Origin of the sequence: Aeromonas sp. S9(2024) (assembly GCF_041403185.1) — a bacterium.
In the GTDB taxonomy this organism is placed as follows: domain Bacteria; phylum Pseudomonadota; class Gammaproteobacteria; order Enterobacterales; family Aeromonadaceae; genus Aeromonas; species Aeromonas enteropelogenes.
This window is the reverse complement of the sequence record NZ_JBGLRE010000002.1, coordinates 479,923-492,619: the sequence shown is the minus strand read 5'-3', so window position 1 is coordinate 492,619 and position 12,697 is coordinate 479,923. Positions and strand designations below refer to the sequence as shown.

General features: G+C 59.6%; 12 protein-coding genes. 3 read left to right on the top strand and 9 right to left on the bottom strand.

Annotated elements, in window-relative coordinates; translation table 11 throughout:
- Nucleotides 1–24: 24 nt before the first annotated feature.
- Nucleotides 25–411 (top strand): DUF423 domain-containing protein, encoded by a 387-nt coding sequence (locus ACB028_RS05475; RefSeq protein WP_225634249.1) that lies wholly within the window; start codon nt 25–27, stop codon nt 409–411.
- A complete protein-coding gene (gene rlmM, locus ACB028_RS05470; RefSeq protein WP_371143703.1) occupies nt 404–1,498 on the top strand; it encodes a 23S rRNA (cytidine(2498)-2'-O)-methyltransferase RlmM in 1,095 nt (364 codons plus the stop codon). Before ACB028_RS05475 ends, rlmM begins: the two co-directional genes overlap by 8 nt.
- 94 nt (nt 1,499–1,592) lie before the next feature.
- Here rlmM and ACB028_RS05465 read toward each other — a convergent pair whose 3' ends face one another.
- The 7 genes from ACB028_RS05465 to queF all read right to left on the bottom strand — a co-directional run bounded on the left by ACB028_RS05465 (nt 1,593) and on the right by queF (nt 10,817).
- Nucleotides 1,593–2,051 carry a hypothetical protein gene (locus ACB028_RS05465; RefSeq protein WP_338611051.1) on the bottom strand — a complete coding sequence of 153 codons (459 nt, stop codon included), beginning with the start codon at nt 2,049–2,051 and terminating at the stop codon, nt 1,593–1,595.
- Nucleotides 2,052–2,168: 117 nt separating this feature from the next.
- Nucleotides 2,169–3,176, bottom strand: coding sequence for an isocitrate dehydrogenase (locus tag ACB028_RS05460; protein ID WP_042073186.1), 1,008 nt, complete (start codon nt 3,174–3,176; stop codon nt 2,169–2,171).
- 160 nt (nt 3,177–3,336) lie between these two features.
- Nucleotides 3,337–4,149 (bottom strand): flap endonuclease Xni, encoded by an 813-nt coding sequence (xni, locus tag ACB028_RS05455; protein ID WP_371143702.1) that lies wholly within the window; start codon nt 4,147–4,149, stop codon nt 3,337–3,339.
- A gap of 155 nt (nt 4,150–4,304) precedes the next feature.
- Entirely contained in the window at nt 4,305–5,660 is a 1,356-nt protein-coding gene (gene ppnN / locus ACB028_RS05450) for a nucleotide 5'-monophosphate nucleosidase PpnN (RefSeq protein ID WP_042027984.1), read from the bottom strand.
- A 146-nt stretch (nt 5,661–5,806) separates the two neighbouring features.
- On the bottom strand, nt 5,807–7,414 hold the full coding sequence (locus ACB028_RS05445) for a diguanylate cyclase (RefSeq protein WP_223378770.1): 1,608 nt from the start codon (nt 7,412–7,414) through the stop codon (nt 5,807–5,809).
- A gap of 91 nt (nt 7,415–7,505) precedes the next feature.
- A complete protein-coding gene (locus tag ACB028_RS05440) occupies nt 7,506–9,776 on the bottom strand; it encodes a hypothetical protein (protein WP_371143701.1) in 2,271 nt (756 codons plus the stop codon).
- 180 nt (nt 9,777–9,956) lie between these two features.
- On the bottom strand, nt 9,957–10,817 hold the full coding sequence (queF, locus tag ACB028_RS05435) for an NADPH-dependent 7-cyano-7-deazaguanine reductase QueF (protein WP_371143700.1): 861 nt from the start codon (nt 10,815–10,817) through the stop codon (nt 9,957–9,959).
- A gap of 125 nt (nt 10,818–10,942) precedes the next feature.
- On the opposite strand from queF, the gene syd reads away from it, so the two are divergent.
- Nucleotides 10,943–11,491, top strand: a complete 549-nt coding sequence (gene syd, locus ACB028_RS05430; RefSeq protein ID WP_371143699.1) for a SecY-interacting protein — start codon at nt 10,943–10,945, stop codon at nt 11,489–11,491.
- A gap of 96 nt (nt 11,492–11,587) precedes the next feature.
- On the opposite strand, the gene ACB028_RS05425 is transcribed toward syd, so the two are convergent.
- Entirely contained in the window at nt 11,588–12,361 is a 774-nt protein-coding gene (locus ACB028_RS05425) for a Zn-ribbon-containing protein (RefSeq protein ID WP_223378762.1), read from the bottom strand.
- A 3-nt stretch (nt 12,362–12,364) separates the two neighbouring features.
- Nucleotides 12,365–12,661, bottom strand: coding sequence for a hypothetical protein (locus ACB028_RS05420; protein WP_042073175.1), 297 nt, complete (start codon nt 12,659–12,661; stop codon nt 12,365–12,367).
- Between the last annotated feature and the right edge of the window lie 36 nt (nt 12,662–12,697).

Genomic DNA, 12,697 nt, shown 5'->3' with positions numbered 1-12,697 from the left:
AGCGGGAACACAAGGAGAGTTGGGATGCAGATCCACCGACACTGGCTGGTACTGGCCGGCTGCTTTGGCCTGACGGCCACCATGCTGGGCGCCTATGGTGCCCACGGCCTGGCGGCGACCGGCATTACGCCCGAGCGCCTGGCGGCCTTCAATACCGCCGTGCAATATCAGTTTTTTCACGCATTGGCCCTGCTGGTGCTGGGTTGGTGCGGCGTGCGCAGCAAGGTGATCACCTTTGCTGGCACCGCGTTTGTGCTGGGGATCCTGGGATTCTCCGGCAGTATTTATGCCATGGTGCTGCTTGGCAGCAAGGGGTTGGGGCTTATTACCCCGGCCGGTGGCCTCTGTTTTATGTTGGGATGGGCGGCCCTGATCTGGGCTGGCTGTCGTCTTGGAGGAAAAAATGAATAATCTGCTGCTGTATTGCCGCCCCGGTTTTGAGAAAGAGGCGGCGGCAGAGATCACCGAACGAGCCACTAACATGCAGTGTTATGGCTTTGCCCGGGTCAAGGACGACAGTGGCTACATCATCTTCGAATGCTATGGCGAGGACGAAGCTGATCTGCTGGCGCGCAAGCTGCCATTTCGCGAGCTCATCTTTATCCGCCAGATGCTGGTGGTGACCTGCGAGCTCAAAGATCTGGATCTGTCCGATCGCATCACCCCCATCCTGGAGGCGACCCGCGACTACGCCATCTGCGGCGATCTGCGGGTGGAAACCGCCGATACCAACGAGGCGAAAGAGCTGTCGGCCTTCTGCCGCAAATTCACCGTGCCGCTGCGCCAGGCGTTGCGCAGCAACGAGATCCTGACCAAGAAGGAGACCCCGAACCGCCCCGTGTTCCACGCCTTCTTCCTGGCCAACGACCATGTGTTGCTGGGTTACTCCTACTCCTTCAACAACTCCGCCTTCCACATGGGGATCCCGCGCCTGCGCTTCCCGGCCGATGCGCCGAGCCGCTCCAGCCTCAAGCTGGAAGAGGCCTTCTACGTGTTCGTACCGCGGGAAGAGTGGGACGTGCGGCTGCGCTCCGGCATGAAGGCGGTGGATCTCGGTGCCTGCCCGGGCGGCTGGACCTATCAGCTGGTGCGTCGCGACATGATGGTGACCGCGGTGGACAACGGCATGATGGCGCAATCCCTGATGGATACCGGCCAGGTCAAGCACATCCGCGATGATGGCTTTGTCTGGCGTCCCAGCAAGAAGAACATCTACTGGCTGGTGTGTGACATGGTCGACAAGCCGGCACGGGTGACCCACATGATCGCCGACTGGTTCCGCGAGGGCGATTGCCAGGAAGCTATGTTCAACCTCAAGCTGCCGATGAAGAAGCGCTACGCCGAGGCGGTGCACAACATCCAGGTGTTGCGTGAACTGCTGGCGGAGATCGACGGCGGCTTCATCATTCAGGCCAAGCAGCTCTACCACGATCGCGAAGAGATCACGGTGCACGTCTACAACAAGTACTGGGTCTCCAAGCTCGAACCCAAGGCGTGATAGAGACGGAATATCAGCCGTAACATACGGAAATAATGCCAGGACCGACGGGGTTGCCCGTCGGCTTTTTTTTATCTGCAAAAATGCGACAGGTTCAGAAGCGGTAGTCGACGCGCAGGGAGGATTCGTCGTCGGTCACTTTCAGCTCGATCTGCAGCGGAATGGTCTTGTCGACCGGATTGAACTGCATCTTGACGCCATCCCCTCTTAGCTTGATGGCGGTGTGCATGCCACCGGCCTGGAATTTGACCCTGGGTTTGTAGCGCTCGAACGACAGGCTGACACTCTTTTCCGGTGTCAGGTTGAGCTGCGGGTAGGAGGTGACTCTCTGGTTGCCATAGTTGTCAGTGGCGACATCGATCCCGAATGAGAGCGGCTTGGGAGCCTTGAGCAGGTCATTGGTATCCAGACTGGAGCGCCACACCTCGGTGGCGGCCCGCTTTTCCTGCTGCGGCAATCTGGCGGTCTGGGTCGGCAACGTCTGCTCGAAGGCAGAGACAGAGCCCCATAACAGCAGGTAACCCGGAACCAGAAAGCGCCAATACCCGTACATGAAAAACTCTCCCTGTTCTTCTTCTCTATTGAACATAGTTGCTCTCAAGAAGAGGGGAAAGTTGTCTGGAGCATAAAAAAGGGAGCCGAGGCTCCCTTTTAAAATCAATGAATTAGCTTACAGGCGATCGATAATGGCCTGGGTGAATTCACTGGTGGAGGCGCTGCCCCCAAGATCCCGGGTAACCCTGTCGCCGGATTCGATGGTGGCGCGAACCGCCTCGCGAATGCGCTCGGCTTTATCTTGCATGCCGAGGTATTCCAGCATCTGGATGGAGGCGAGGATCACCGAGGTGGGGTTGGCGATATTCTTGCCTGCGATATCCGGGGCCGAACCGTGCACCGCTTCGAAGATAGCGGCGCCATCACCGATGTTGGCACCAGGTGCCATGCCTAGGCCCCCGACCAGACCAGCGCACAGATCCGACAGGATGTCGCCGAACAGGTTGGTGGTGACCATTACATCGAAACGCTCCGGGTACATCACCAGATTCATGCAGGCGGCATCGACGATCATCTCCTCGCTCTGGATGTCCGGATAACGTGCCGCAACCTCGCGAGCCACTTCCAGGAACAACCCTGAGGTGGATTTGAGGATATTGGCCTTGTGGATGATGGTGACCTTCTTGCGCCCTTCCTGGCGGGCCAGTTCGAAGGCGAACTTGACGATGCGCTCGGCTCCGTCACGGGTCACTATGCTCATTGCCTCGGCGCTCTGGTTGTCGTCGCTACGCTTCTGGCCGGCACCCGAGTACATCCCCTCGGTATTTTCACGGACCGTGATGATATCGATGTTGTCGTAACGGCTCTTGGTGCCCTTGAAGGAGATGACGGGGCGGACGTTGGCGTAGAGGTTGAACTTCTTGCGCAGGGAGACGTTGATGGAGGTAAAACCGCCGCCGACCGGGGTGGTGAGCGGCCCTTTCAGGCTGACCTTGTTCTTCTCGATGAGATCCAGGGTCGCCTGGGGCAGCAGTTCGCCATGTTTTTCGAGGGCGGTCAGGCCCGCATCGGCGTAGTCGTATTCGAAGTCACAGCCGGCGTGGTTCAGGATCTGGATAGCCGATTCGATGATGCTGGGGCCAATGCCGTCGCCGGGGATCACGGTAATTTTTGTTTTGGACATGAGAGGGTTCCACTTCCAGGGAGTAGGGGAGGATGGGGCTGTTTTATATCATTTACTCAGCAAACCAACCAGATTCCTTTACATTTTACTCAATTTCCTCAACGAGGTGGGTGAGTCGTGTCATGGTTCGCGCCCTCGACCGGCAATTTGTGTGCACCAGTCACTCGGGTTGTGGCGGATAACGGATATCCCGCAGGTTGAATCCCAGTGGAATATCCTGTTGCAGCCGGACCAGCCGCTGGGCCAGCAGGGCCTCCTCCTGATGCTGCTGCAGCTTGCGCAGGGCCTTGGGGGCCTCTTCCTGTTGGCAAGCCGTCAGCAGGGTAGCCAGATCGCCATATTGTTGCAGCAGCTGGGTCGCTGTCTTGGGGCCTATGCCGGGGACTCCCTTGATGTTGGAGCCGCTCACCCCGGTCAGCGCCCAGAAATCCACCAGTTGGGTCGGCGCCACCCCGTAGTGCTGCTGGACGAAGGCGGCATCGAGCCAGCGCTTGTTGAAGTAGTCGCGGATCCGGATCTGCGGGCAGATGAGCTGGCAAAACCCCTTGTCGGTGGAGATGATGGTGGCCTGATGGCCGCGCCTGGCAATGCCGCAAGCCAGGGTTGCAACCAGATCGTCCGCCTCGTCGGTCTCGGACAGCAGGGCGTCCACGCCACACTCCCAGAATGCATCCTGCAGCTCTCCCAGCCCTTCACGCAGTTCGGTCGGCATTGGCGTGCGCCCCTCCTTGTAGGCCGGGTAGACCTCCTTGCGCCAGCTGTGGACCTCGCCATCGCTCTCTCCGTCAAAGACTGCGATGACATGGGTGGGTTTGCTGGCGGCCAGCAGCTTGCGGCAGGTATTGACGAGGTTGGCGCGGGTAGCGACGAGGGCCTGGGCGGGAGTCAGGGCCTGCTGGGCTTGCACCGCATGCAGACGGCGGATGAGATTGAGGGCGTCGATGATGAGCAGGTGTGGCCTGAGATTTGACATGGGGCACTCTTGGCTGTCGGGGCGCCACATTGTAACAACTGACGGAAGTCATGGCAGCCCTTCCATGGCCCGCGCGGCAAGCAGGGGATAAAAACGGGGGCCGATACGCCCCCGCTTGTCATCTTGATCTGCCTATCAGCAGGCTTGATTGGCCGTCAGCGCACTATCTCGTAACAGGGCACATACTGGCTGCCAGGCAGCTTCATCCGCTGCTGTTTGACGAAGCTCTCCAGCAGCCTGTCCATCAGGTGCATCAGCTCCTTGTCGCCATGGATCTTGAAGGGGCCCTTCTTCTCGATGGCGCGAATGCCCCCCTCCTTGACGTTGCCTGCGACGATACCAGAGAAGGCGCGCCTCAGATTGGCTGCCAGCAGCTGGGGGGGCTGGTTGCGATGCAGATCCAGGCCCCCCATGCTGGCGTGATCCGGCTCGAACGGCAGTTGGAACTCGGGCTCTATCCGCAAGGACCAGTTGAAGGAGTAGGCATCCCCGACCGATTTGCGGTATTCGCGAATTTTCGGCATCGCTTCTTTCATCACTCGGGCCACCTCGGGCGCATCGCCGACGATGATCCGGTAGAGCTTGGTGGCCGGTTCTCCCAAGGTGGCCTTGATGAAGTCGTCGATGGCGCGGAAGTAGTCGGCACTCTCCTTCGGACCGGTCAGCACGATGGGCATGGGCTGGCGCTCGTTGGCCGGGTGCATCATGATGCCGAGCAGGTAGAGCAGCTCCTCCGCCGTGCCGACGCCGCCCGGGAAGATGATGATGCCGTGACCGAGGCGCACGAAGGCCTCCAGGCGCTTCTCGATGTCCGGCAGGATCACCAGCTCGTTGACGATGGGGTTGGGCGGCTCGGCGGCTATGATAGAGGGTTCAGTCAGGCCGATATAGCGGCCGCTGCGCACCCGCTGCTTGGCGTGGCCGACGGCGGCGCCCTTCATCGGACCCTCCATGGCACCCGGGCCACAACCGGTGCAGATATTGAGTTCACGCAACCCCAGCTCGTTGCCCACGGCCCTGGTGTACTGGTACTCGATCTCGTTGATGGAGTGACCGCCCCAGCAGACGATCAGGTTGGGATCGGCGCCGGGCTGGATCACCTTGGCGTTGCGCAGGATGGCAAACACCACGTTGGAGATATGGGTGGAGTTGGTCAGGTTGACCTGGCGGTTGGACTCCAGCTGGTTGGAGACATAGAGGATGTCGCGCAGTACGGAGAAGAGGTGTTCCTGAATGCCGCGGATGATCTCGCCATCGACGAAGGCGTGCTCGGGGGCGTTGAACAGCTCCAGCTTGACCCCGCGCTCGCGCCGGATCACATGAATATCGAAGGATTTGAAACGCTCCAGTATCTCCTTGGAGCTGTCGGTATGGCTGCCCGAGTTGAGTACCGCCAGTGAGCAGTTGCGAAACAGCTGATAAATATCGCTAGAGGCGGTCTGTTTGAGGCGATCCACCTCGAGCTGTGACAGCAGGTCCATGCTGCCAACGGGATTGATGTGCGTAATCATAAATTCCCCTTTCACTCGCTTGTTATCGTTGTGTTTTCCCTGGGGAGAAAAGGGGGATGCTTGTGCATCCCCTGAGTTCGATAGTAGTGGCAAGGCAGGGGGAAGGGGAATAGGGATGAGTTGCGTTTGCTGTTTTTTTAGCCGCCTCAGGCGAGTGTCACTTGATCCCGGCCATTGTTCTTGGAGTGATAGAGCGCCTTGTCGGCCCGTTCGAACACGTCCGAGGGGTTGTCACCATCCTGGAACAGGGTGGCACCGATGGAGATGGTGATCTCCACCTTGGCATCACGAAACCGGAACGGGATGCTCTTGATGGTCTGGCGCAGGGCCTCCAGCGGCTTCTGGAACTTGTCCGGATTGATGTTGGGCAGCAGCACCACGAACTCTTCACCGCCAAAACGGGCGATGAAATCGGTATCGCGCAGGGTGCTCTGCAGGGCCTTGGCGACCACCTTCAACGCCTTGTCGCCGGCCATGTGGCCGTAGTTGTCATTGATGTGCTTGAAGTGATCGATGTCGATGATCGCCATGCACAGCGGGGTGCGGTAGCGCAACCAGCGCTTGTACTCCTGCTCCAGCCGCTCGTCGAGGGCCGCCCGGTTGTGAACCTGGGTCAGGCTGTCGAGGAACAGCTTGTGCTTCTGGATGGTGAGCCGCTTCTTGTATTCGGCGGTCTCCTCCTTCATCAGCCGCAGCTTGGACTCCATGGTGGAGAGGCGGGTGAGCAGGTGACGCTCACGGGCAGCGGTGTTTTCCCGCTCCTGCAGCAGCAGATTGATGGCTCCCATATGACTGGAGATGGCCTCTTTGAGAGCCTCCAGAGTCTGGTGGCTGGCCAGGGAGTGATCGATGGCCTGCAATTCGCTGACCAGCGCCTCCCGGGTCTCTTTGGTCTCGTTTTGCAGGGCACGCCCTTCATCCAGCGATTCGGTAAAGCCGACGTGAACCGCAGACAGGCTCTCGTTGAGGGTGCTCAAAAATGCCCGAGAGGCTTTGCGCTCCTCACGGGTGCCCTCGATGATAAGCTCGATCACCTGCATGCAGGTCTCGGCCAGCAGGTGAGGGGCTATGCCAAGCAGCAGTTGGCGGCGGATATCTCCTAGGCTCTCGCCGATGGCGCCGGCAAAATCGAGTTCCGTGATGAGGCGCTGCAGCTCGTCAGCGATACGGGCATGATCCTTGAAATCGAAAGAGTCATGTGGTGCCTGATGATGATCTTCGCTCTCTGACGCCTGGGGAGCTGGTTTGACTAGCAGTGGCTGGCTTGGCAGCAACTGGATTTTGATCGCTTGCTGATAGAATTCGAGCAGCTTGATCACCTTCTTCTGGTGGTCGGCGATACCGTAACCAGCCGGGCTTGCCAGAAACTCCTTGAGGGATTTGCGGGTCTCTTCCGGGAAGCCCTTGATGGTTTTGAGCTGCTTGGAACCGAGTTCGATGGCCGCCTGGGTCAGGTTCATCGACTCTTCTAGGGCATTGCTGTGCTGTTGCAGCAGTTTTTCGATGGCGAGCAGGTCGGCATCCAGCGAGGTGTAGGATGGATTGCCGTCGAGTTTTTGCTTCAGGCGGGCAAACCGGTTGTCGAGTTCCCGATCGAAACCACGGCAGGAGAGCATCAGTTTGTTGATGAACTGGATGCTGCGGATGCGTTCCGCATCGGAGAAAGAGAGAAGACCGTCAAGCTCCAGCTGTTTCTGCTGGAGGGACTCCCTGAGTCTGGCCAATTGTCCTGTTACGGCAGCGATGTCGTTCATTATCAGGTCGCCCTGTTGTCATTCTTGTTTTTTATGTTGGATAGCAACCGTGGTCGAACCTCGCTTCGAGCCTCGTCTGTTATCTATGTTTTTATTGGTCAACTGGTGCCTGCGTCCTTGCAAGTCGGGGCCAATTAACCCATTGCTTTTCATGAGAAGAATTGACTTTTACCAATCCCTTGTCAATCGCCATCAAGCCGCATTGCCACACATCCCCATTAAAAAATGCCGCCTGCTGGCAATCGATGGCAGCCAGCTCCAGCCAGGCACTTTCCTGGCATTTTTCACTGAGCTGAATGGCTCCTGACAGGGCGAGATAGCAGAGATCGAACAGCCCGTTGTGATCCAGCGCGGTGGCCGCCTTTGGCAGGAAGGGGTGACTCACTATCCCGAGGCTTATCTGGCGATCCAGCGGATATTCGCAGGGGAAGGCGGCGATGGACGCCAGCAGGTCGCCAGCCAGCTGATGCAGATTGGCGACGTGACGCTGGGGCACCACATAGAGGATATGGCCCTCCCGCAGATCATAGATACGGCCATCCTGGGGGGTCAGGGTGTCGACATAGGTGCCAAAGGCCTGCTCTATTTCGCGACTGGCCTGATAGCCGTGATGCTCCAGGGCGTTGATCAGGAAAGGGACCCGGAACAGCAGGTAGTGCAGCTTGTCGTCAAATTCGCTGGTGGGCTCTTCACTCAGGAACCAGCGTTCCGATTTCAACTGGCGTTTGGCCATCTCTCGCGGCCAGCGATTCATCAGGCGTTGCCAGTTGGCGAGGCCGGAGCGTGGCTCGATCTGCAGGGCCTCACCGGTACGCTTGACCTGCAGGCGGGCGGTACGCAGCTTGAGCCAGAGCGTGAAGAAGAGGTAGATGAAGAGCGCCAGCAGCAGGCTGGTGGTGATGCTCGACCAGAGGTAGCGCTCCTGCTGGTGCTGGCTGTTGCTCAGGCGCTGCTCCAGCTCCTTGATTTGCTGAGCCCGTTCAACCTGAACATAGTTGTCACGAATGGCCGCCTGCTCCAGGGCCAGCTCCTGCTGGCGCACCTCTTCACCCAGGCGATGGAACTGCTTGTAGCTGTCGAGGGCCTGGCGCAGATAACCCTTTTGTTCATATGCGAGGGAGAGCAGGCGGAACACCTCGTACTGGCGGCGAGTGTCACCAATCTGGCTGGAGAGGGTTCTGGCATTTTCCAGCTGCAAGATGGCGATGGCGGCTTCCTGCTTCTTCAGATAGAGCTCCCCCAGCAACAGCAGGGTGTCGATCAGCGGCTCCTTGGCATCGTTCAGCTCATGGGACTGACGTGCCGCGTTGAGGTAGTTGCCGGCCAGCGAAAGATTGCCGCTGTACAGGTAGGTCTTGCCGATCTCGTACTTCAGCAGGGAGGCCTGTGCCCGGTTGGTGCCTTCATCCAGCAGATCCAGCGCGTTGAAGAAGTAGACCAGCGCCATGTTGAGATCATTTTGATCGCGGTTGAGACGGGCCAGCACGATGAGGGAGTCACACAGCAGCGAACGGTTGCCGATGGAGTGAAAATAGTTGGCCGCCTCATTGGCATATTGCAGCGCCTTCTGGGGCTCCTGCTCCTCCTGATAGAGCTTGACGATCTGGTTCGACAAGAGACCGAGGAAGAGGGGGGCGTTGAGGTTCCTGGCGCGCTGCTGGGCATCGATATATTCACCGAGCGCCAGCTGGGGTTGTTGCAGGGCGCGATAGAGATCACCACTGATGGCGCTGACCCAGGCGCTGGCGAGCGGATTGGTGGACTTGGCCGCCCAGGTTCTGGCCTCGGCCAGATGGGCCTTGGCCCCTTCAAACTGCCGCTGCTCGATATCGTAACTGGTACGCAGCAGACGGCTGTATACCTGCAACTGACTCTGCTTGAGAAGAGGGGCTGCCAGCTGGCCGTCCAGCTGTTCCAGCAGGGGTTGCCGATTACCCTGCTGCTCCGGCATGCGCTCCAGGCTGCGCAGTTTGAGATAGAGCGCATGGGCTTTGAGTTCGGGTTGCTGCTCTTTTTCCGCCAGCGCGATGGCCGTGTCGAGCGCCTGCTGGGTGGCCTGATATTGACCGAGCTGCAGCAGGCACTTCCCCTTGAGCAGATTGGCACTGATATTCTGCGTCATATTGCTGTAGCTCAGGAGCGGTTCGCGATAGCCGAACTCCTGGCGATTGCTGATGATCTGCTGGGGATTGTTGGCTGCACGCGTCAGGAAGGCGGAGGTGATCTGGACGCATCTGGCCGGATCGGTCAACACCAGGGACTGAGCCTGTTGCAGGTCGACGGAGAGCTGCTCCCTGTCCAGATCCAGATTCGGAGCGGACACGGAGGTCATCATCATGGCCAGAAAAAACAGTTGATTCATTGGATTAAGGGCGGCGCAGAGGTGAGGGCATGTTATCCAAGGCCCCCCCTCTGAGTCCAGTGTTTACTGGTGGCCGCGATGCGGTCCGGGGACCGGAGAGGGGATTTATCCTCGCCTCTACTGTCTGGAGGCGGGCAAGGGGAGGGGGGTACCCTTTCTCCTTGCCTCTTTGAGCCGGGGTTACTGACGGATCAGGCGCAGGTTGGCGGGGACGGCCTCGAAATCGGAGCGGAACGGATTGATATCCAGCCCGCCGCGGCGAGTATAGCGGGCATAGACGGTCAGCTGCTGCGGTTGGCAGTAGTGCTGCAAGTCGATGAAGATCCGCTCGATGCACTGCTCGTGGAACTCGTTGTGCTGGCGAAACGAGATGAGGTAGCGCAGCAGCTTCTCCCGATCGACCCTGGGCCCCTTGTAGCGGATCACCACCGAGCCCCAGTCCGGCTGGCTGGTCACCAGGCAGTTGGATTTGAGCAGGTGGCTGTGCAGCGTCTCTTCCACCACCTCTGAGCCTGCGGCCCCCTGCAGCAGGGTCGCGTCAAACTCGTAACCATCGATCTCGATATCCTGATCGTCGATGCACTCCCCGGGCAGGGTGGCAATCTGGTGCGGCGCCCGGTCGAGGGGGAACAGGGTGACCTGGACGGCTTCTCCCGCACAGGCGCTGAGATCCTTGACCAGCATGGCCTGCACCGCCTCTATGGAGTCGCAGCGGGTCTGGTTGAAGGAGTTCAGATAGAGCTTGAAAGACTTGGATTCAATCAGGTTAGCGCTGGTGGCCGGTATGGTCACCTCGCCCACCGCGACCATCGGCTTGCCCTTGGCATTGAGCCAGGAGAGCTCGTAAAGGGTCCAGACATCGCAACCGGCAAACGGCAGTTCGGCACCCAGTTGCAGGTCGTCCCGGTTCAGGCTGCGCGGAACCGGCTGCAACAGGGAGGGGGTGTACTGGCTGATGTAGTCGGATTGCTGGCCCAGGGTGAGGCCCTTGAGGGCGCTGGCCCCCGCGTATCTCTCTTGTTTGCTCACGTGTTTGCTCATGAAGTGTGGTGATCCCAGGGAAAGGCATACTGGTGGCCCAATAGGGGCCCGGTTCAGGCGGCCTTGTCTGTCGCCATGTTTGATGGTGCAATAGCAGACTTTGCCAGCAATTGTGGGGATTTTCGATGTCGGATCAAGTTTTGTCTGCCCTGGCGCATTTTTTGGCCCGCTGGCAACGGGATGGCGAGGCTCGTCGAGGTCTGCCCTTGTGCGACTGGGAAGCGGACTGGCGCTCTCCGTGCCAGTTGCAGGAGCCGGTCGATGGTCGCATTCCCTGGCGACCTTATCAGCGCACCGAACCTGCCGATTTCAGCGCCCTCGCCGAGGCGCTGGAGCTGACATTGCACCCTGATGCGCTGGCGCTGTTTGGTCACTGGTTCAGTCGCCCCATCCCCTGCCTTTTCAAGGGGCTGCGCCTTGAGCTGATCCTGCCCTGGAACGAGGCGGATCTCGATCTGCTGAAAGAGAACCTTATCGGCCATCTGCTGATGCTGCGCAAACTCAAGCGGACCCCTTCCATCTTTATCGCGACTACGCGCAATGAGATGACCCTAATTTCGCTCGATAACGAGAGCGGTCAGGTGTGGCTGGAGTGGCTCGATTCCGGTCGCCAGCTGGTGCTGGCGCCCTCTCTGGCAGTATTTCTTGCGCGGCTGGAGACCCTGCCGCAATAAAGTTGTCGAAGAGTTGTGAATATAAAAGAAGGGCCTTGCCACGGAGCAAGGCCCTTCTCTTTATCTATCCCAGGCCGGACTATCTGAGCCCGACTCTTAATCCTTGAAATCCCAGGAGAGATTGGAGACCAGTCGGCAGTGGTCACATTTGAAGTCAAAGATCTCGTGCAGCGGCTCGGCCAGCGCCCAGTCTCCGCCACAGCCGGGGCAGGGGCGGGCTTTTTCCTCGGCGGCGTTCAGGCCGCCAACCCGGTAGAGGTAGTAGTAGGTGGGTATGCCGGTCAGGGCCTCCAACCGTTTGCCGAGATCGCTGCCTCGGCGATGGAGGCGACTGCCGACCTCACCAATCTCGTGCAGCGCCGCATGTTCGGCGATGGAGCCGTTCATCTGCAGCTGATCGCACGCCTCCCAATCTTCCTGCCACTTGATGATCTGCTTGTGATCCCCGTTAGCGATGGCGGGCAGGCGGTAGAGCGGGATGGGGGCAAAGTGATCGCCGCAGCGCAGTGGCGAGCAGGTGTGCAAAAAGCTGGTGTAGAGCAGCATCCAGCTGGGGCGGGGGCAGGGGTCAGTGCTGTCGGAGAGCAGGTCGGCCCCCTGCAGATGGAGCTTGGGCGCGAGCAGCCCCGCCTGGTGCAGCCCCTGCTCCGCCAGTTTGACCTGTTCGCTCTGGTTGTCCGGGTGCAGGCTGTCCTGCTCGGGGCAGACGACCCGGCTGACGAAATAGCCCTCGTGCATGCTGGTGGGGAACTCGCGCCCGAGGATCTGGCCCTGATAGCGCAGCATGTCGAGATAGTTGACGATGGCACGCTCGGCTTCGCCCAGCGAGGTGTCGCGGTAGCATTCAAAACAGAGTTCGACGATATACATGACTCAGTTCTGCCCCTGGCGGATCAACAGTTCGGTCAGTCGATCCAGTTTTTGTTCGAGTCGGTTCAGCTGTTCGCCCAGCTGTTGCAGCGTCGGCTCGCCCACAGGTTGCGGCGTTTCTTCTGGCTGACTGGTGGCCAGTTGTGGCTCGGCAGGCTGTTGTTTCCACTGGCTCAACACTTTGAGCAACTCGGCCATGGGGACGGGCTGGCTCAGGCGAGCCTTGATCATGGCGGTGGTGGGGGTCAGGCCCCGGGCGGCCAGTTCATTGGCGATACGGATGATCTCGTGGGCGGACATTAGCGTGCTCTGGGGGGATGGGGGATTGGTGCGGGA